This window comes from Leucobacter tenebrionis (assembly GCF_019884725.1).
GTDB lineage: Bacteria > Actinomycetota > Actinomycetes > Actinomycetales > Microbacteriaceae > Leucobacter > Leucobacter tenebrionis.
Genome location: NZ_CP082322.1, coordinates 434,874 through 453,394, shown reverse-complemented (window position 1 = coordinate 453,394; position 18,521 = coordinate 434,874). Strand labels below are relative to the sequence as shown.

The 18,521-nt window shown below is 69.1% G+C and carries 18 protein-coding genes; 10 read left to right on the top strand and 8 right to left on the bottom strand.

What is annotated here, in order from left to right:
- Nucleotides 1–28 precede the first annotated feature (28 nt).
- Both cydD and cydC read left to right on the top strand, forming a co-directional pair.
- Entirely contained in the window at nt 29–1,672 is a 1,644-nt protein-coding gene (gene cydD / locus KVY00_RS02090) for a thiol reductant ABC exporter subunit CydD (RefSeq protein ID WP_223044107.1), read from the top strand.
- Complete coding sequence (cydC, locus tag KVY00_RS02085; RefSeq protein ID WP_223044106.1) at nt 1,669–3,360, top strand: thiol reductant ABC exporter subunit CydC; 1,692 nt, start codon at nt 1,669–1,671, stop codon at nt 3,358–3,360. The genes cydD and cydC overlap by 4 nt, the downstream gene beginning before the upstream one ends.
- 18 nt (nt 3,361–3,378) lie before the next feature.
- On the opposite strand, the gene KVY00_RS02080 is transcribed toward cydC, so the two are convergent.
- From KVY00_RS02080 to KVY00_RS02070, 3 genes are all read right to left on the bottom strand, one after another.
- Nucleotides 3,379–3,609: a hypothetical protein gene (locus tag KVY00_RS02080; protein ID WP_223044105.1), complete on the bottom strand. Its 231-nt coding sequence runs from the start codon at nt 3,607–3,609 to the stop codon at nt 3,379–3,381.
- 1 nt (nt 3,610) lies between these two features.
- Nucleotides 3,611–4,567: an SPFH domain-containing protein gene (locus KVY00_RS02075; protein WP_223044104.1), complete on the bottom strand. Its 957-nt coding sequence runs from the start codon at nt 4,565–4,567 to the stop codon at nt 3,611–3,613.
- A gap of 187 nt (nt 4,568–4,754) precedes the next feature.
- On the bottom strand, nt 4,755–5,621 hold the full coding sequence (locus tag KVY00_RS02070; protein WP_223044103.1) for an aminotransferase class IV: 867 nt from the start codon (nt 5,619–5,621) through the stop codon (nt 4,755–4,757).
- A gap of 76 nt (nt 5,622–5,697) precedes the next feature.
- Here KVY00_RS02070 and KVY00_RS02065 point away from each other — a divergent pair, with 76 nt between their 5' ends.
- The 7 genes from KVY00_RS02065 (at nt 5,698) to KVY00_RS02035 (ending at nt 14,631) form a co-directional block, all read left to right on the top strand.
- Entirely contained in the window at nt 5,698–7,095 is a 1,398-nt protein-coding gene (locus KVY00_RS02065; RefSeq protein WP_223044102.1) for an anthranilate synthase component I family protein, read from the top strand.
- A 3-nt stretch (nt 7,096–7,098) separates the two neighbouring features.
- Nucleotides 7,099–9,711 carry a leucine--tRNA ligase gene (gene leuS / locus KVY00_RS02060; RefSeq protein ID WP_223044101.1) on the top strand — a complete coding sequence of 871 codons (2,613 nt, stop codon included), beginning with the start codon at nt 7,099–7,101 and terminating at the stop codon, nt 9,709–9,711.
- 126 nt (nt 9,712–9,837) lie between these two features.
- Nucleotides 9,838–10,776 carry a ComEA family DNA-binding protein gene (locus KVY00_RS02055; RefSeq protein ID WP_223044100.1) on the top strand — a complete coding sequence of 313 codons (939 nt, stop codon included), beginning with the start codon at nt 9,838–9,840 and terminating at the stop codon, nt 10,774–10,776.
- The gene (locus KVY00_RS02050; RefSeq protein WP_223044099.1) at nt 10,773–11,684 is read left to right on the top strand and encodes a hypothetical protein; all 912 of its coding nucleotides are present in this window, start codon (nt 10,773–10,775) and stop codon (nt 11,682–11,684) included. Before KVY00_RS02055 ends, KVY00_RS02050 begins: the two co-directional genes overlap by 4 nt.
- A gap of 28 nt (nt 11,685–11,712) precedes the next feature.
- Nucleotides 11,713–12,324, top strand: coding sequence for a hypothetical protein (locus KVY00_RS02045; RefSeq protein ID WP_223044098.1), 612 nt, complete (start codon nt 11,713–11,715; stop codon nt 12,322–12,324).
- 131 nt (nt 12,325–12,455) lie between these two features.
- Nucleotides 12,456–12,671, top strand: a complete 216-nt coding sequence (locus KVY00_RS02040; protein ID WP_223044097.1) for a hypothetical protein — start codon at nt 12,456–12,458, stop codon at nt 12,669–12,671.
- Between the two features lie 187 nt (nt 12,672–12,858).
- Entirely contained in the window at nt 12,859–14,631 is a 1,773-nt protein-coding gene (locus KVY00_RS02035) for a hypothetical protein (protein ID WP_223044096.1), read from the top strand.
- 59 nt (nt 14,632–14,690) lie between these two features.
- On the opposite strand, the gene KVY00_RS02030 is transcribed toward KVY00_RS02035, so the two are convergent.
- The 5 genes from KVY00_RS02030 to KVY00_RS02010 form a co-directional block, all read right to left on the bottom strand.
- Nucleotides 14,691–15,449, bottom strand: coding sequence for a hypothetical protein (locus KVY00_RS02030; RefSeq protein ID WP_223044095.1), 759 nt, complete (start codon nt 15,447–15,449; stop codon nt 14,691–14,693).
- 79 nt (nt 15,450–15,528) lie between these two features.
- Nucleotides 15,529–15,762: a hypothetical protein gene (locus KVY00_RS02025; protein WP_223044094.1), complete on the bottom strand. Its 234-nt coding sequence runs from the start codon at nt 15,760–15,762 to the stop codon at nt 15,529–15,531.
- 42 nt (nt 15,763–15,804) lie between these two features.
- Nucleotides 15,805–16,341 (bottom strand): DUF1643 domain-containing protein, encoded by a 537-nt coding sequence (locus KVY00_RS02020; protein ID WP_223044093.1) that lies wholly within the window; start codon nt 16,339–16,341, stop codon nt 15,805–15,807.
- Entirely contained in the window at nt 16,338–16,916 is a 579-nt protein-coding gene (locus tag KVY00_RS02015) for a recombinase family protein (protein ID WP_223044092.1), read from the bottom strand. The genes KVY00_RS02020 and KVY00_RS02015 overlap by 4 nt, the downstream gene beginning before the upstream one ends.
- Nucleotides 16,917–17,103: 187 nt before the next feature.
- Nucleotides 17,104–17,343, bottom strand: a complete 240-nt coding sequence (locus KVY00_RS02010) for a hypothetical protein (protein WP_223044091.1) — start codon at nt 17,341–17,343, stop codon at nt 17,104–17,106.
- Between the two features lie 154 nt (nt 17,344–17,497).
- Between KVY00_RS02010 and KVY00_RS02005 the strand changes: the two genes are divergently transcribed.
- Complete coding sequence (locus KVY00_RS02005; protein WP_255572714.1) at nt 17,498–18,415, top strand: hypothetical protein; 918 nt, start codon at nt 17,498–17,500, stop codon at nt 18,413–18,415.
- Nucleotides 18,416–18,521 lie beyond the last annotated feature (106 nt).

Here is an 18,521-nt window from a genome sequence, read left to right as displayed (position 1 = left end):
GATCCGCCCACCCTCTAGGATTGACCCGATGAAACCACTCGACCCGAGGCTGCTCCGTCACGCGCGTGCCGCCCGCGGCGTACTCCTGGTCGGAGCGGTGCTGGGGATCGTGCGCACGATCGCGATCCTGGCCTGGAGCTGGCTGCTCGCGCAGGCGCTCGCGATCGTGGTGCTGCCGGCTCTCGGAGGCCTCGGCGGCGGGGCCGGTCGGGTCGCGGAGGGGGTGCTGCCCGCGGAGCATCTGCCGTCGCTGCTGCTCGGCGCGCTCCTCTCGCTGTGCGTGCGCTCCGCGGCATCGTGGGGGATGGACGCGGTCGCCGCGCGCGGTGCGGTGCAGGTGAAGGCGCAGTTGCGGGGCGCGGCCCTCGACGCCCTCGATGCCGGGTCGCCGACCCGGGAGGGCGGCGCGTCCGACGCCGAGCAGGCCACCGTGCTGGGGCGAGGCCTCGATGCCCTCGACGGCTACTTCTCGGGCTATCTGCCCCAGCTGATCCTCACCGCCGTCGCCACGCCGCTGCTCGTGCTCGCGGTGCTGCTCGCCGACCCCGTCAGCGGGATCACGGTGCTGATCGTGTTCCCGGTGATCCCGGTCTTCATGATCCTCATCGGGCTCGCGACGCAGGCTGTGCAGGATCGCCAGTGGGCTCAGCTGCAGCGGCTGTCCAGCTCCTTCCTCGACGCCGTCTCGGGCCTCGCGACACTCAAGATCTTCGGCCGCGAGCGCCGCCAGTCCGCCCGCATCGCGCGCGAGACCGAGGAGTACCGATCGCGCACTATGAAGGTGCTGCGGGTCACGTTCCTCTCGGGGTTCGTGCTCGACCTCGCGGGCACGTTCTCGATCGCGCTGGTCGCGGTGACCGTCGGCACACGGCTCGTCGACGGCGCCTTCCCGCTCGCTCTCGGCCTGTTCGTGCTGCTCCTGCTGCCCGAGGTGTTCATCCCGATCCGACAGGTCGGCGCCGCGTTCCATGCCTCGACCGAGGGGCTCGCGGCATCCGCGCAGGTGTTCGAGCTGATCGAGCGCGAGCGCGAGTCGCCCGGCGCGCCCGCTCGGGTGGAGCGCGCGGATCGCGTCGTGCTCGACGGGGCGGTGCTCGTTCGCGGCGGCCGGGCCGTCGTCGGGCCGGTCTCGCTGACCGTGGAGCCGGGGGAGATGGTCGGGATCGCCGGCCCGTCGGGCGCGGGCAAGTCATCGCTGCTCGCCGCGCTGCTCGGCTTCATCGCGCCTTCGGAGGGTCGGATCGCGCGCCCCGCCGAGGTCGCCTGGAGCGGCCAGCGACCCGGCCTGCTGCAGGGCTCCGTCGCTCAGAACATCGCGCTCGGCGAGGCCGTCGCCGATCCTCGGCTCGTGCGCCGGGCTCTCGCCGCGGTGGGCCTCCCCGAGATCGACCCCGAGACGATGCTCGGCGCAGGAGGAGCCGGTCTCTCAGGTGGTCAGGCCCAGCGCGTCGGGATCGCCCGCTGCCTCTACCGGGCGTGGCGACACGGCGCCGCCGCTCTGCTGCTCGACGAGCCGACCTCCGCGCTCGACGCCGAGAGCGAGGCGCTCGTGTGCCGGGCCCTGCGCCTCGAGGCGGAGGCGGGTCGCGCCGTGCTCGTGGTCAGCCACCGACCGGCCGTGCTCGGCGCCGTGGACCGGGTCGTGCGCGTCGAGGCCGGGGTGCTGTCATGAGCCGTGGATCCGTGCTCGCCCGGGCGATGCCCTCCGCGCGGCGGCGCGCCCCAGGAACGCTGCTGGGTGTGCTCGCCGACGCGTGCGTGGTCGGCCTGCTGGGGCTCAGCATGTGGCTGATCGTGCGCTCGGGGGAGCAGCCTCCGATCCTGCACCTCACCTTCGCCGTGGTCGGCGTGCGCGCCCTCGCGATCGGCCGCGCGGCGTTCCGGTACACGGAGCGGCTCTTCAGCCACGATGCCGCCCTCGCCCAGCTCGCGACGCTGCGCGCGCAGACGTTCGAGGCGCTCGTGCCGCGAGTCCCGGGGGCGATCGAGTCCCACCGCCGCGGCGAGGTGCTCGCGGCGTTCGTCGACGACGTCGACCAGCTGCAGGACGAGCCGCTGCGCGTGCGCCAGCCGCTCATCGTGAGCGGTGTCGTCGTGCTGCTGAGCCTGCTCGTCATCGCGCTCGTCTCGCCCCTCGCCGCTCTGATCCTCGCGAGCGCGCTGCTCGTCTCGGGAGCACTCGCCGCCTTCCTCGCCGAGCGCTTCGCCGGCGCCGAGGATCGCGAGCTCAGCGCCGCGCGGGCCGGGCTGACAGACGCGCTGCTCGAGCGCTTCGCCTCGGCCGAGGTGCTCGCGGCCTTCGGCGCCACCGGCATGCAGCGGCAGCGGATCGCGGACGCCGAAGCCAGGCTGTCGCGGGTGCAGCTGCGCCGAGCGCGCGCCGCGGGACTGACCGGGGGATTGCTCTCACTCGGCGCGGGCCTCGCCTCACTGCTGACGCTCCTCGCGCTGATGCCCGGGCTCGGGGACGGCGTCGGGGCCGGTGGAGGCGCGGGCGGCGGGGTGCTCAGCGCGCCCCTCCTCGCGGCGGTCGTCGTGGTGCCCGCCGCGGTCTTCGAGGTGTTCGCGCAGGTGCCGGCGGCTCTCGCGGCGCGGCGGGCCGTGCGGGCGAGCGCGGATCGCGTGGCGCTGCTCACCGAGGCCGCCCTGCCGCCCGAGATCCCGATCGACGCCGTGCCGACTCCCGATTCTGTCGATGAGCATCCGCGTCGCCCCGGCCCGCTCATCTCAGTGCGCGACCTCGCAGTGCGCCACCCGGGTGCCGGGAGCGACGCAGTCGCGGGTGTCGACTTCGACCTGAACGCCGGGCAGACCCTCGTGGTGACCGGTGAGAGCGGGGCCGGCAAGAGCACGCTCGCGCTGGCGCTCGTGCGCTTCCTCGAGTATCGGGGCTCGTACCGGCTGCGCGGGATCGAAGCCCGCGAACTGCCGATCGCGCAGGTGCGGCGCGTCGTCGGCCTCTGCGAGCAGACGCCGCACCTCTTCGATGCCGACCTGCGTCAGAACCTCAAGTTCGCGCGCGACACGGCGAGCGACGACGACCTGATGGCGGTGCTCGACCAGGTCGGGCTCGGCCCGTGGGCACGGGCTCGCGGCGGGCTCGACGCGCCCGTGGGGGAGCACGGCGCGCTCGTCTCTGGCGGTCAGGCCCAGCGGATCGCGCTCGCGCGGGCCATCCTCGCCGACTTCCCGATCGTCGTGCTCGACGAACCCACCGCCGGGGTCGACCGCGAACTCGCCGATCGGCTGCTCACCGACCTCGTGGGAGCGGTCCCCTCGGACCGAGCGGTGATCCTCATCACCCACACCGAACTGCCGGCCGGGATCGACGCCCGCCGGCTCGCGCTGCCGCGGAGGTGAGCTCGCGCGGGGGAGCGGTCACTCAGGAGGCGGCGTCTTCCTCGGCCGACCCCGGCGCGGCATCGGCTTCGCCCCCGGGTCTCGGCCGGCCTCCGCGAGCGCGCGCCTCAGCAGCACCTCGATCTGGGCGTTCACCGAGCGCAGATCGTCGGCGGCCCACTTCGCGATGGCCGCGTGCACCGCGGGATCGAGCCGCAGCAGCAGTTGCTTCCTGCTGCGGCCCGATCCCGTCTCGTCCTCGTGCGGCATCTCAGCTGTAGAGCGATCCCGCGTTGATCACCGGCGTGGCCCGCTGGTCGCTCGTCAGCACGAGCAGCAGGTTCGAGACCATCTGCGCGCGCCGCTCGTCGTCGAGGGAGACGATGTCCTCGTGCTCGAGACGGGTGAGCGCCTGATCGACCATGGTCACCGCGCCCTCGACGATCTTCTCGCGCGCCGCGATGATCGCGCTCGCCTGCTGGCGCTGCAGCATGGCCTGGGCGATCTCGGGGGCGTAGGCCAGCGACGAGATGCGCACCTCGAGCACCTCGAGACCCGCGATCGCCACGCGCGCCGCGACCTCCTCGGCGAGCTCGGCCGAGACGAGATCGGTGCTGCCGCGCAGGGACTGCTCGCCCGGGCCGGGCTCGTCGTAGGGGTGCGTGGTGGCGACGTGACGCAACGCCGCTTCGGCCTGCGTCTCGATGAACTCGTCGTAGGCCTCGACCGCGAAGACCGCCTTGGCGGTGTCGGCGACCTGCCACACGACGATGGCTGCGATGTGGATCGGGTTGCCGTCGGAGTCGTTGACCTTCAGCTCGTTGGTCTCGAAGTTGTGCACGCGCACCGACACCTTGCGCCCCGTGGTGAAGGGGGCGACGAAGCTGATGCCGTTGTTCCGCACCGTGCCGACGTAGCGGCCGAAGAACTGCCGCACCGAGGTCTGGCCGGGCGCGACGATCGTGAACATGGTGAAGACCAGCACGGCCGCGATGACGACCACGATGCCGAGGGCCAGCATCACCCCGCCGGACGCTTCGCCCTCGTCGAGCAAGAGGCCGCCTCTGATGACGAGCGCCCCGCCGCCCGGGATCGCGAGTATGCCGAGCAGGAACGCGGCGATGCCCGCGGCGCTGCCCCGATGCCAGGCGGGGCGCTCGGAGATGTCGACGCGGATGCCGTCGTGGCCGACGGGTTCGGTGGCGACGGGTTCGGGGCTTGCGGTCATGACGGCGCTCCTCTGCTTCCGATCGATAAGTGCTATAAAAACGATATCACTTTTTGGGGACGCGGCCGGCGGCGCTCGCTGCGAAAGAGACGCTTTCAGCGAGACTGACTGTTTCGGGGCCTCTGAAACAGTCAGTCTCGGCGAAACAGTCGGTCTCGGTGCGGCGCCGGTGCGACGAAGCGGCGAATCAGGGTGCGACGGGCTGCCAGGTCCGGTCGAGCGCCTCGCGGAACCACCGGAGGCGGTGCTTGACCGGCGCGGGCGCGGGCGCGCCGTCGACGCTCGCGACGACGCGGATCCCGTGCAGCGCGTTCACCGCCCAGATCTCGGCGCGCGCGAGCTCCGCGGGCTTCGGCCGTGCCGGGGTGAGCGCGCTCGTGCGGCCCTGCTCGGGCTTGCGCCCTACGAGTCGCTGCTGCGCGGCCTGTCGCAGCAGCCCCTCGGTCACGGACTCGACCCGGTTCCCGCGATCCCTCGCCCGCTCCTCGGCGATGTAATGACCGGACTGATCCGTGTCGTCCGTCCACCAGATCAGGCTCGTGGTCGCGCCCTCGACCGCGCAACCAATCGCGTCGAGCAGCAGCGCCTCGGCGCCGAGTTCGCGGTTCAGCTCGGCGAGGCGCGGGATGTTCGGGCCCTTGAGATACGGGCGTTCGAGGAGCACCCCGGGGGCAGAGCGCAGCTCGATCGTGTCGCCCAGCGCGGGCAGTGGCCGCAGCGAAAGGGCGAATTCGGAATCGCCCCCGGTGCGCTCGGAGCCCCAGAGCTCGAGGCGGGGAAACCCCTCGCCGTACTCGGCGATGCGGTGCAGGGCCTCGTCGAGGAACAGGTCGATGCGTTCGAGAGTCTCGGCTTCGGCGTCGCTCTTCTCGGCGGACGGCATCTGCGCGAGCACCGAGCGGCGAAAACGATCGAGATGCTCGTCGAGTCCGCGCACCTCGGCGGCGCCCGTGCGAGGGTTCACCCGCACCCGGAACGAGTCGGCGACGAGCAGTGCGCCCGGCTCGGCACCGGGCCGTGCGGCTGTCTTGGCGCCGTCCGATGCAGCAGTCACGCGTCCCAGACTACTCGCGCGGTGCGGGCATATGGGCTCGGACCGGCTGTGTGCGTGCGCTCGGTAGGGTTATCGGGTGACAGGGAGACTGGTCGGGTCGGGCGACGCCGTGGCCGCGGCGCGCCTGCTGGCCGCGAGCGGCAGACCGTGGTGCTGGTTGGACGGCGAGGCCGCGGCGCCCGGAGAGCCGCGGGTGAGCTACTTCGGTGTGGCGAGCGAGGTCAGGATCGCCGAGCCCGGTGCCGAGCGCGAGTTCCTGGCCGGTCTGCGAGCCGCTCCCGAGCGGCCCGACGCGCCGGCGATGCCGGGCTTCCACGGCGGGTGGGCCGTTGCTCTGAGCTACGAGTTCGGCGTCGCGCTGCTGGGGCTGGAGCCGGCGCGGGACGCCGGAACCGGGCTCCCCGCGCCGGCGTTCGCGCTGCGGCTCGACGGGGTGCTGGCGATCGATCACGAGCGCGGTGCGTCCGAGCTGCGCGGCGATACGAGCGAGCTGGAGGCGCTGCTCGACACGCGCCTCCCCGGCGACCTCCCATCCTTCGGACCTCACCGTTATTTCGGATCGGAGCCGGTGAATCGGTCCGAAACAACGGCGACATCCGAAGAAAGGGACGAGCGGCGCCTCTGGCGACGCACGGACGCGGACTATGCGCGCGAGGTCGAGGCGTGCCGATCCGCGATCCGCGACGGCGAGGCCTACGTGCTGTGCCTCACGGACACGGCCGAGGTGCGGGGGCGCTTCGATCCGCTCGAGCTGTTCCTGCGGCTCCGTGCCCGGGGCGGGGCCGTGCGCGGGGGTGTGATCGCGGCGGGGGATCGCGCACTGGTGAGCGCGAGCCCGGAGCGCTTCCTGAGTGTGCGGGGTCGCCGGATCCTCACCCACCCGATCAAGGGCACCAGGCCGCGGGGAGCGGACCCCGAAGCCGATCGCGCCCTCGCCGAGCAGCTCGCGGCCGACCCCAAGGAGCGCGCCGAGAACCTCATGATCGTCGACCTCATGCGCAACGATCTCGGCCGGGTGTGCGAGGCGGGATCGGTGGGCGTCGAGGGGTTTCTGCGCGTCGAGAGCCACCCGCACGTGCACCAGCTGGTCAGCACCGTCGCGGGAACGCTGCGTGCGGGGGCCGACGTCTTCGACGCGATCGAGGTCTGCTTCCCCGGCGGGTCGATGACGGGGGCGCCGAAGCGGCGCGCGGTCGAGATCCTCCGCGAGCTGGAGGGCGCGCCGCGGGGGCTCTACTCCGGATGCTTCGGCTGGGTCGGTGACGGGGGCGACGCCGAGCTCGCGATGACGATCCGCAGCGTCGAACTGCGAGCGGTCGACGGGGCGCCGGGTCTCGCGCTGATCGGGGCCGGGGGCGGGATCACGGCCGACTCCGATCCCGAACGCGAGACGGCCGAGAAGCACCTCAAGGCCGCCCCGCTGCTCACCGCGGTCGGCGCGCTCAGCTCGTCCCCGCATCCGCGGTATTCTTGAGGAATGTGTGCGCCCGCGACAGCGGGCGATCCCGAACTCCCCAACGATATCGAGGTGTGTGTGAGCGAGCGGCAAGCCGGCGGCGAGAAGAACGAGGCCGCGCAGCGGGCGCGTGAGGCCGAGGGCTACGACTTCCAGGCGATCCAGGATCGGTGGCTTCCGGTCTGGGACGAGCTGAAGCCATTCGAGGTGAGCGGCGACAGCGGCCGCCCGGCGAAGTACGTGCTCGACATGTTCCCCTACCCCTCGGGCGACCTGCACATGGGCCACGCCGAGGCGTTCTGCTTCGGCGACGTGCTCGCGCGCTACTGGCGCGGCCGCGGCTACGACGTGCTGCACCCGATCGGCTGGGACTCCTTCGGGCTCCCGGCCGAGAACGCCGCCATCAAGCGCGGCGTCGACCCCCGCGAGTGGACCTACGCGAACATCGACCAGCAGAAGGCGTCGTTCCGCACCTACGCGCCCTCGTTCGACTGGAGCCGCGTGCTGCACACGAGCGACCCCGAATACTACAGGTGGAACCAGTGGCTGTTCCTCAAGATGTACGAGAAGGGCCTCGCGTACCGCAAGGCCAGCTGGGTCAACTGGGATCCGGTGGATCAGACCGTGCTCGCCAACGAGCAGGTGCTGGCCGACGGCACCTCCGAGCGCTCCGGCGCCGTCGTGGTGAAGAAGAAGCTGACGCAGTGGTACTTCCGCATCACCGACTACGCGGATCGCCTGCTCGACGACCTCGACCAGCTCGAGGGCAAGTGGCCCACCAAGGTGCTGAACATGCAGCGCAACTGGATCGGCCGCTCGCGCGGCGCGGAGGTCGAGTTCGAGATCGAGGGCCGCGCTGAGAAGGTGCCGGTGTTCACCACCCGGCCCGACACGCTGCACGGCGCGACGTTCATGGTGGTGGCGCCCGATTCCGACCTCGCCGCCGAACTCGCAGCCGGGGCCTCTCCGGAGGTTCGCATGCAGTTCCAGGCCTACCTCGAGCAGACCCAGAAGCAGACCGAGATCGAGCGCCAGAGCGCCGATCGCGAGAAGACGGGCGTCTTCCTCGACCACTTCGCGGTGAACCCGGTGAACGGCGAGCGCATCCCCGTCTGGGCCTCCGACTACGTGCTCGCGGACTACGGTCACGGCGCGATCATGGCCGTGCCTGCGCACGACCAGCGCGACCTCGACTTCGCGCTCAAGTTCGAGCTGCCCGTGCGCGTCGTGCTCGACGTGCGCGACGAGGACGGCGCGCAGCTGCCTGATCCCGCCGAGGGCGGGGTCGCGCTCGCGGGTGACGGCACGCTGATCAACTCGGGGGACCTCGACGGTCTCGCGAAGACCGAGGCGATCGCGAAGGCGATCGAGATCCTCGAGCAGCGCGGCACCGGGCGCGCCGCCACCACGTACCGCCTGCGCGACTGGCTGATCTCGCGCCAGCGCTACTGGGGCACGCCGATCCCGATCCTGCACGGCACCGGCGAGCACGACGGCGAGATGAAGCCCGTGCCGCTGGATTCGCTTCCCGTCGAGCTGCCCTCCTCGGAGGGGCTCGATCTCAAGCCGAAGGGCTCGTCGCCGCTCGGCGCCGCGACGGAGTGGGCCTCAGTCGTCGATCCCGACACCGGTGAGAGCTGGACGAGGGATCCCGACACCATGGACACCTTCGTCGACAGCTCCTGGTACTACCTGCGGTTCCTCTCGGCGAACGACGACACGCAGCCCTTCGACCCGGCCGAGGCGAAGCGCTGGGGGCCGATCGACCAGTACGCCGGCGGCGTGGAGCACGCGATCCTGCACCTGCTCTACTCGCGCTTCATCACCAAGGTGCTGCACGATCTCGGCTATCTCGACTTCGAGGAGCCCTTCACGGCGCTGCTGAACCAGGGCATGGTGCTGCTCGACGGCGCGAAGATGTCGAAGTCGAAGGGCAATCTCGTCGAGTTCGCGAGCGAGCTGCGCGAGCACGGCGCCGATGCGCTGCGCGTGACCCTCGCCTTCGCGGGGCCGCCCGAGGACGACATCGACTGGGCCGACGTGTCGGTGCAGGGCTCGGCGAAGTTCCTGGCGCGCGCCTGGCGCATCGCTCAGGACGTGCAGGACGGCGGGGCACCGGTCGGCGCCTCGTTCGACGGCGGCGACCCCGCGCTGCGCAAGCACACGCATCACCTGCTCGCAGACGCTCCCGGGCTGGTCGAGGCCTACAAGTTCAACGTCGTCGTCGCCCGGCTCATGGACCAGGTCAACGTCACGCGCAAGGCCATCGACTCCGGCTGCGGCGTCGCCGACCCCGCTGTGCGCGAGTCGGCCGAGGCTATCGCAGTGATCCTCTCGCTGTTCGCGCCGTACACCGCCGAGGACATGTGGGCGAAGCTCGGGCACGAGCCCACGGTCGCCCTCGCAGAGTGGCCCGCGGCCGATCCGTCGCTGCTCGTCGAGGCCGAGGTGACCATGGTGGTGCAGGTCGACGGCAAGGTTCGGGATCGACTGACGCTGCCGGCATCGGTCACCGAGGCCGAGGCCGAGGCCGCCGCGCGGGCGTCGGCGGGCGTGCAGCGCGCGATCGGCGACCGCGAGATCGTGAACGTGGTCGTGCGCGTGCCGAAGATCGTGAGCATCGCCACGAAGTAGCCTTCCGGCTCAACCGGGCGTCTCGAACTTCGCTCACATCACGGGGTTTCCGCGCTAGCGGTCGACTTCTCCACAGATGCCGATATCCGGGCTTCGGGGGTGCCCCGCGCGGCTTAGCGTTGCTCCATGAGCCACGTAGAGCAGAGCGAGACCGGGCGCCCGGCGCGAGGCGCCGGGGTGTGGAGCCCGGAGGCCGTGCTGGAACGGGGGCGGTGGCGAGAGCAACCGCCCCCGGGCAAAGTGCCGGCGTCTCCTCCGGCGCTCGAGCAGGAGGAACGCGCCGGCGTTCGGCAGCGGCTGAGTCGCGCGGTCGCGGTACCGCTGCTCGCGGGCACCGCGGTGTTCGTCCTCGCTGTGCTGATCGCGATCGTCGCGGTCGTGCTGCGACCTGACGCGGGAGGCGCGGAACTGCTCGCGGCGGAGGGCACCCGAGAGCCGGTCGTCGAGGAGCCGGGCGGATCCACGGCCGCGTCATCGGCGCCCGCATCATCGCCAACGGCGTCATCGCCGGCGGTCGATGCGAGTGATTCGCCTGTATACGTGCACGTGGTGGGCGAGGTCGTGCGCCCCGGAGTGGTCGAGGTGGACGGCGGGACCCGCGTTGCCGAGGCCATCGAGGCGGCCGGGGGCGCCACCGATGCCGCGATGCTCTCCGCGGTCAATCTCGCGCGGGAGGTCGTCGACGGCGAGCAGATCCTCGTGCCCGACGCCGAGCAGGCGCGTGCAGGCGGGCCTGCCGGCGGAGGTGCGGGAGCGGGTGCCGGATCTGGTGCCGCCGCGGGCGCGGGTGCAGGTGCGGGTACGGCCGCAGGCGCGGGGGCAGGTGCGGGTACGGCCGCAGGCGCGGGGGCAGGTGCGGGTACGGCGGCGACTGGCCCACTGGATCTCAACACGGCCGACTCTGCGGCGCTCGAGACGCTGCCGCGGGTCGGGCCGGCGCTCGCGCAGCGCATCATCGAGTGGCGCGCCGCCAACGGCCGATTCGAGTCGGTGGAGCAGCTGCTCGAGGTGCCTGGGATCGGTTCGAAGACCCTCGAGGGCTTCCGCGAACTGGTGCGCGTATGAGCGGTCGCGAGCGGGAGCAGGCGGTGCGCGCGGCCGGGGCCGGTGCAGCCTGGCGCGCGCGTTCGCCGCCCGGCACCTGGCGCCTGTTCGGACCCGCCCTTGCGGTGTGGGCCTGCGCCGCCTTCGGGGTGTCGCATCCGGGCAGCGGTCGGATCTTCGCGTTGGCCGCTGGCGGCGCGGGAGTGTGCGCGATCGCGATCGCGATCGTGGCGGCCCGCAGGAGGGACGGCAGGTCGGCCGGCGCGGTAGCCGTGGGAACCGCGGCTCGCTCGGTCCTTCGGCACGGTGCGGTGGCTCTCGCGGCGCTCCTGCTGCTCGGCTCCGTCATCGACTCGGGGGAGCGGGTGCGCGCCGACCCGGTGCTCGCGCAGGCGGCCGACGAGCGTCGGGAGCTGGACCTGGAGGTGGTGCTGCGCGGGTTTCCGAAGGCTCAGGCGTCGGCCTTCGGTGGGGCGCGCAGCTGGGTGCCGGCCGAGGCGCGGGGTGCGACTGGTGCGGTGCCCGTGGTGCTCTGGCTCGACGAGCAACCGCGCGCCGCGGACTGGGCGCCCGGTGCACGGCTGACGGTGCGCGGTGCGCCGGTGGCGCTTGAGCCCGGGTCCGCGGCCGCGTACGGAGTCGGGGTGACGCGGGTGGGACACGAGGCGCCCGAGAGCTTGCTCGAGCGGCTCGTCGACGGCACCGGCGGTATCGCCGCCCGCCTGCGCGCGCACCTGCGCGATGCAGCAGCGAAGACGCCGCGCGCCGAGCTCGTGCCCGGCCTCGCGGTCGGGGACACCTCGCTCGTCGGCGAACAGCTGCAGCTGCGCATGCAGCAGAGCTCGCTCACGCACCTCGTGGCGGTCTCCGGTGATCTAGTTGATACGACAGATGCGTGGATATTCCCCGCTCCGGCAGTGATGGGCTAGTTTGCTCCCTCTGGGATAATGCTCGTATATGAGCAAGAACGAGCACCAGCCCGCCGCATGGCAGCGATTCCGCGAGCACGTCGATGCCCACCGGATCAGTAGGGGATACCAGACCGCGTACGACTTCCAGGCGCGCTGGCGCTTCGCGAGCTCGTTCAGCGCGGTGGAGGCGACCGGCTACTCGCCGACCGGCGATACCGTCGAGGGATACTTCGCGCTGCTGAAGATCCTGCTCGCCTGTACGGCGCGCGAGCAGCTCGCGTCGCTGCTCGGCACCGACTACAAGAAGCTGAGCATCGTCGATCCCGGCCTCGCCGCGCGCACCAGGAAGCACCTGTACGGCGACGGCTCGACGAAGTTCGCCGAGGCGCTGAGGAAGCCCGAGATGAGCGGCGCATACAGGCACCTCGTCCCCTACTGGAAGGGCGAGGAAGACGACGTGCAGAAGCTCGTCTTCACGATCAGGCACGGGGTCGCGCACGGTGCGCTCACGCCGTCCGGGCTCGCGCTGAAGGGCAGCGAGACGAACAAGCGGCTGCTGCTCGACCTCGCCGACGCTGTGCTGGCCGACTCCGACGAGCTCTTCACTGCGTGGGTGGACGAGGAGACGGACCGCAGGACCGGCACGCCCACTCCGTAGGCGCAGCAGCGGTGGGAGAGGGCAGCTGCCGAGCCGCTGCCGGGTGAGGGTGTGAAGACCCAGTAGGCGATGCGCCTCTGGGACCGCGACGGGAGTCGTCGCGGGAAGAGCGCACCACGAAGGAGCCCGCCATGCCCGAGAGTCCGCTGCCGCAGACCGTCACGACCCACGACATCACGGAGTTCCCCGTCAAGATCAGGGCTCCATTTGGCGTGGTGACGCTCGTGAGCCCCGTCGCGTTCCTCCACGACGTGCACTTCGCCTCGGGCTTCTACGTCGAGGGCGACACCATGGGCGACCGCGCCATACTGTTCCTCGTGGACGACGAGGAGTTCGAGGTCGTCTGAGACCATCGCATCAGCGGCTGTGCCACGCGCACAGACCGCAGCAGGAGCCGTCACGGGCAACCGTGACGGCTCCTGCTTCTATCGTGCCCACCCTGAAAGCACCAGCCGGCGAGCGGGGACTACGAACGTCCGAGGTCCCCGATAGCCTTTACGTAGACGGACTCTTCGACGACGATACGAGGTTGGAATGCTTGGTTACCGCACTGTGCTCAACGCGGACTACACAGACGCCAATCGGGAGAAGATACTGCGTGTTCTGAAACAGTGGACCACGAAGCGCAAGCGCTTCCCTTCTCTTCCTGTCGAGGGCACCGTCACTAACAAGAACGGCGCCAGGCTCAGCGCGACCTCCTTCTCGGTCGAGGGTTCCAGCGGCATGCGGTGGGAGCTGGTGGAGGAATGGGAAGATCCGGGCTGGCAGAGCATCGTCTCAACCACCGGGATCGCCGTCACGCACATCACCATAATCATGTCGAATGGCCGGCTGTGGCTATGGGTGGACATCGAGCCCCCTACTTTGACGCTCGTCGACCGGGAGGGCAAGCAGCGCGAAGAGGTCCAGTACACCGGTACGCCCGGCTTCGTGTCTGAGCTTCTCGCTGCCGTGGAGATGAGAGACGGGCGCGCTGAGCCCATGTCCGGGTTTCAGATCATCCCATCCGCTTCCTACGTCGACGAGCTGGTGTCGGTGCTTGAGGACGAGACCCGGTTGGGGGCAGTCTTCGTCACGGCCCCTCCCCAGCACGTGTCCGTCGACAGCTGGAAGCAGCAATCCGACGATCGCTCCTACGCGATGCAGGGTCTCGGGTTCGGCTACGTCCTTTCCGCTGAGGCTCTCCGCGAGTTCAACAGTCGGGCAACCCTCGGCCATTCTGTCCCCTCGGGCGGGATGCGAACTTTCGTCCCAGGCGCTGACCTGTCCAGCGCGGAGGACTCCTTCAACCACAGGCTGATGCACCCCTCGACGCTGCGTGACACCGACGACAGGAGGATCCGCAGAATACTGCGGAATGCGCAGATCGAGCGACTCCGTACGATCCGGCTCCCAGCGGAGCTCCGAGAGGCTGACTACGAGTTCCTACGTAAACGACGGATGCAGCCCTTCGATGTGCTCCATGAAGGCACGACAACAGAAACTGCGCATGCCGGGGATCGGCCAGACGCCGGAGCGCTTGCCGCTGAGATCGAGGATCTTCGTCGGCGCCTCTCCGAAGCAGAGGAACTGGCTCTGGAAGCGATGGACGACATCACCAGGCTCAAGTCCGAGCGTGACGAAGCGATCGAAGAGGCCGAGTTGAACCGCATGGAAGCGGAGGACTCCTACCTCAGATACTCGGAGCAGGCCCGTCAAGTGGACAAGCTGAATGCCCGCAATGAGCACCTGCAGCGCGAGCTCGCCAGCGTCGGCGCGGCCGCCGCAGCTTGGTCCCATGGAGAGGAGCATGAGGAGAGCCGCCCAGCGACGTTTGCGGAGCTGTTGCAGCGCCTGGGCGATCTGCACTCCGACGGAACCCTGCCGGGGGTTCGCTTCTCAGGCATCCGAGACGACACCATTGAGCTTGACGAGCATTCCGGTCTGGGCCAAGCAGCTGTCGAAAAGGTCTGGGATGCTCTGCTGACTTTCTCTGCCTATTCGACTATGAGAGCCGAGAGCAAGTTCGATCAATCGCTGAGCCACTATGTCAAAGACGGATCGCATGGCGGTTACCTCAGCATCGGCCGTATTGTCTGGAGCGAAGGAGAACAGGTAAGCAATCCCGGGGCCTTCCGAAGGCAACGGATCTTCCCTGTCGACAAGAAGGTCGATCCTTCGGGCACCCTCTTCATGCCAGCGCATCTCAGGATCTCGAACCTTAAGGGTGTCGCGCCTCGTCTCTATTTCGAGGACACGTACTCGGCGGTCGGGTATGTGACCGTTGGATACATCGGGTCTCATCTGGACAACACCTTGACGTCCTAAGCCTGCTTTGCCGTGGCGGGTCGCATAGAGCAACGATCGGCTGTCGTGACTTCCAGGGATTAGCGATCCTCCTCCGACTCTTCATCGGGCAGCCGCAGCGCTTCCCTGAGTCGATCGGATTCGATCAACGACCTCGTGCCTCCTGCACTCCTGCCCCCGCCGAACACCGCCACAAAGGCCGCCTCGTCTTCCTCGTCCAGAAGCGTGTCCGCCTCGACGAGCATCTGGTTCGCCAGGTCCGCGACTTCCTGGGTGGTGAGCTCGCCCATGGCTCGCTGGAGTTCGCGGAGATCCTCGTCGTCTCTGATCTTGACGCCATCCAAGGCACGTAGCTCCTCGGCGATGACAGCCGCGGTGAGCATGATCCGGAGCAGCCGACGCTTCACCTCAGCACTGCTTATGGGCCGGCGCGCGCCTTCGAGCACGGTCTCGATCTCCTGCGAGAAGCCTACTGAATCCAGCTGGATCGGTTCGACCGCTTCTACGGCGTCGACCCTGGCGGTGGCCTCCTCCTTCGCACGGGTGAGCCTCCTGAGCGCCGCCTTCGCGGAGGGCAGGGTGGTGCTCTGGAACCAGTCCTTGACCGCTGGGGCGGACTTCTGGACGACGATGGTGGTGACGACCGTCGCGCCGGCAACGAGCGCGTAGCCGATGATGTCCGCCAGCGGGTTCTGCTTCACCTCGATCCAGTCGGCCTGACCAGCAACCTGATTGGTGTTGTCGTCCAACGCCGCGCCGAGCTTCGCGCCCGGGGTCTTGCCGGAGTCGGCCAGGTGCATGCCGTCGGGGACGATAGGTCGGTAGACGGGCTCTTTCATGGCTCTCCTTCGCGCGCGTGCTTGAGCAAGAGCCTACCGAGAGCCGCGACCGCAATGGCACGAGTGCACAGCGGCAGAGCTACCGCAGGTGCTCGAACGGATCGACCACCGAGTGCACGCCGTGCTCCGGGCAGACGAACGCGATCCTCGCGCCGAGGCCGTCGGCACCGGTCGGCTCCGGCCTGCAGTCGGCGCCGCATTCGCCGCAGGTACGGTAGAGCTCGTCGCCTGAGCCGTCGCCGAAGCGTACCCACACGTCGTCTGGGATCTCGACGTCGTTCCAGTCGAACTCCGGCACTCCTTCGTCGCTCATGCGCTCGACCCTACGGGCACCGCGTTCTGGGCTGTCAAGCCCTCACGGCAGGTATCTCTTCGGCCCGAGCATCGGCAGCGGGCGCCCCGGCGGATGAGGATGGCGCGGCTTGCCCTGCCCGGTCAAGGAGTCGAGCGTGTAGATCTTCACGCCCATGCCCGACAGCAGCGCTCGGACGTCGGGCAACGCTCGCCTCAGCGTCGCCGAGCCGCCCATGTTCCCCCAGGCGCCGAGCACCTCGGACGCTTCCACCAACCCGAGCACGTGCTCGATCGCCTCGCAGTTCGCAGCGGACAGTCCAGCATCGTAGGGCCTGAGCGCCTTCGGCTTGGGCGAGCGCTCCGGGTACAGGTTCAGCATGAGCCAGCCCGAGTGCTCTCGTCTGGACACTTCGATGACGTGGTTCACCGTGCGGTCGGACTCGGTCTCGCGGGCGTGCGACGGGTTCATGCCGATCACGACGAGAGGCGGCGACCCGGCGGAGCGCACTCCGATCCGACCCAGCGCGAACCGGTGCCCGGCATCGGCCGGGTCCGGATCCCAGAAGTCCGGCTCCTGGCCGACGGGGTACTCGATCATGCGTCCGCACCGGCCTTCGCGCTCTCCTCGGCGAGCACCGCGTGCACGCTCCCGACCGACACGTCGAGCACACGGGCGATCACCCGGATCGACTCGCCCTTCTCGCGGCGCGCGAGGATCACGGCGCGCTTGTCGTCGTCGATGACGCGCGGGCGCCCGCCGACGCGGCCGCGCTTGCGGGCGGCGTCGAGGCCGTTCTTCGTCTTGCGGCTGATGTCGCGCCTGCGGTCCTCGGCCAGGGCGAGCGCCAGGTCGAGGATGAGCGACCGCTCGGTGTGCTCGCCAGCGGCGATGCCCTCCAGCACCTTCACCGCGATGCCGCGCTCGAACAGCTCGGTGAGCACGATCAGGCCTTCGAGCAGGTTCCTGCCGAGCCGGTCCACCTCCTGCACCGTGAGCATGTCGCCGTCACGCAGGTAGTCGAGGGCCGCCCTCAGCCCGGGGCGCTCGTCGACCGAGAGCCTGCCGCTGACCTTCTCCTCGAACACCTTCACGCAGATCGGGTCGAGCGCGTCGTGCTGCCGAGCGGTATCCTGCCCCTTCGTGCTCACCCGCACGAGTCCCACGAGTGCCATCAGTGCCGCCTCCGTTCAGAAAACCTGTTCAGTATCCATGCTCAGCACTACAGGTATTTGAACGGGTTTCTGAACACTTTTCGCGCCTGCGTGGCGGACTCCCAGCCCCCGTGTTCAGATTCAATTAATGGCCGTTTGTTGAACGACGAGTCGCTCCGTCGCGAGGGCACGGTCGTCGGTGACCTGGCTAGCCCATCCCGAGCTCTTCGGCGATCTCTTCCAGGGTCATCCCTGCACCGCTGTCGAACGCCACTGCTGCTGCCTTCTCCCCGCGCGGATCGCTTCCGCGTCCCTGGAAATCGGGGACGACCAGCGCGTAGAGGCCGTAGTCAGCGGCCTCAGGGTCGCGCTGGGGGGACTTTACGATGAGCTGCTTCCTTTCGTTGGCGCGACGACGGAGCAGCATGAGGTTCGGTGAGGATTCCATGCCATTCAGGCTAAATGGCACCCTCTCTCGCCAGAGAATATGTGCGTCTGATGTTCCCGAGCTGACGCAGCGGAGCAGACATAACCCCGGGGCATTACCGCCTCCGGATCTCTCGCTTACGGGGATTCGGGCGGACCAATAATAGGATTAGTCCATGGCGGATGAGCACGACGAAGCAGTCGACACACTAACCCTTCGGTTCACTGGTGAAGACGAGAACGGTGTGGCGATTCACGAACTCCGCGCCGCTCACGTGGCTGAAGTGCTCCAGGGCGTCGTCGGATTGGCCAGCGACTTCGACAAAGCGGGGGCGTTCAGCACCGAAGGACCGAGCGGCGCTGAAGTTCTGGTTCGTCCAGCGAAAGAGGGGTCTTTCCTTATCGAGGTCGTGCGTGTCCTTAGCGAGAACTGGGAGACTGCCGTCACCGCCGGGGCCGCAGCTGGAGTCCCATCGCTCAGCAGCGTCATCTGGTGGGCGACCCGATCGGCACGAGCCGACGTAAAGGACTTCGACTATCTCGAAAACGGAAACGTCAAAGTCACATGGCAGGACGACACCTCGCAGGAAGTCCCATCGGCCGCATGGGATGAGCTCCAAAAGCGAACTCGCAGGCGGAAGAAGCAGCTCCGGCAGATCATGGCGCCGCTCAGCGACCCCAAGGTGACATCTTTGGAAGTCGCGACCCCAACGTCCTCGGATGACGATGACATCGCGCAAGATGATGCGCCGGAAGTCTTCGTGCTGACGAGGCCCGACTACAACGCAGTCAAACCCGAGGATGACATCGAAGAATCGCAGGAGATTTTCGAGGTAGAAGCGAAGATGTCCGCGATAGACTTCGACGACCCAACAAAATGGAGGGTGAAGACGAAGGATCGGTCGAGGTCAGCCAGCGTCGAGGATCAGGACTTCCTAGGCAAAGTAGCCAAAGGCCTGGCAATCAGGAAGAACGACATCTTCCGCCTGCGGATAAGAGAAGACGTGACCAAGAAGAACGGTCGGACACGAACCGTCTGGACGGTGCTCAAAGTCGAGAGCTACAGGAGAGCGGCAGGTGACGACGAATCGTAAGAGTGCACCGCGGCGCCGTCTGGACATCGCCAGTCTCACCTTGGCCACCATTGGTCTCGTGTTCGGCCTCCTGGCGTATTGGCTCGTCATTCACAACGGACTCACA

What these genes read in the sequence shown, in the direction of transcription:
- cydD (WP_223044107.1), top strand. Translation starts at nt 29, where the DNA reads ATGAAACCACTCGACCCGAGGCTGCTCCGTCACGCGCGTGCCGCCCGC.
- cydC (WP_223044106.1), top strand. Translation starts at nt 1,669, where the DNA reads ATGAGCCGTGGATCCGTGCTCGCCCGGGCGATGCCCTCCGCGCGGCGG.
- KVY00_RS02080 (WP_223044105.1), bottom strand. Translation starts at nt 3,609, where the DNA reads ATGCCGCACGAGGACGAGACGGGATCGGGCCGCAGCAGGAAGCAACTG.
- KVY00_RS02075 (WP_223044104.1), bottom strand. Translation starts at nt 4,567, where the DNA reads ATGACCGCAAGCCCCGAACCCGTCGCCACCGAACCCGTCGGCCACGAC.
- leuS (WP_223044101.1), top strand. Translation starts at nt 7,099, where the DNA reads ATGTGTGCGCCCGCGACAGCGGGCGATCCCGAACTCCCCAACGATATC.
- KVY00_RS02055 (WP_223044100.1), top strand. Translation starts at nt 9,838, where the DNA reads ATGAGCCACGTAGAGCAGAGCGAGACCGGGCGCCCGGCGCGAGGCGCC.
- KVY00_RS02050 (WP_223044099.1), top strand. Translation starts at nt 10,773, where the DNA reads ATGAGCGGTCGCGAGCGGGAGCAGGCGGTGCGCGCGGCCGGGGCCGGT.
- KVY00_RS02045 (WP_223044098.1), top strand. Translation starts at nt 11,713, where the DNA reads ATGAGCAAGAACGAGCACCAGCCCGCCGCATGGCAGCGATTCCGCGAG.
- KVY00_RS02040 (WP_223044097.1), top strand. Translation starts at nt 12,456, where the DNA reads ATGCCCGAGAGTCCGCTGCCGCAGACCGTCACGACCCACGACATCACG.
- KVY00_RS02035 (WP_223044096.1), top strand. Translation starts at nt 12,859, where the DNA reads ATGCTTGGTTACCGCACTGTGCTCAACGCGGACTACACAGACGCCAAT.
- KVY00_RS02030 (WP_223044095.1), bottom strand. Translation starts at nt 15,449, where the DNA reads ATGAAAGAGCCCGTCTACCGACCTATCGTCCCCGACGGCATGCACCTG.
- KVY00_RS02025 (WP_223044094.1), bottom strand. Translation starts at nt 15,762, where the DNA reads ATGAGCGACGAAGGAGTGCCGGAGTTCGACTGGAACGACGTCGAGATC.
- KVY00_RS02020 (WP_223044093.1), bottom strand. Translation starts at nt 16,341, where the DNA reads ATGATCGAGTACCCCGTCGGCCAGGAGCCGGACTTCTGGGATCCGGAC.
- KVY00_RS02015 (WP_223044092.1), bottom strand. Translation starts at nt 16,916, where the DNA reads ATGGCACTCGTGGGACTCGTGCGGGTGAGCACGAAGGGGCAGGATACC.
- KVY00_RS02010 (WP_223044091.1), bottom strand. Translation starts at nt 17,343, where the DNA reads ATGGAATCCTCACCGAACCTCATGCTGCTCCGTCGTCGCGCCAACGAA.
- KVY00_RS02005 (WP_255572714.1), top strand. Translation starts at nt 17,498, where the DNA reads ATGGCGGATGAGCACGACGAAGCAGTCGACACACTAACCCTTCGGTTC.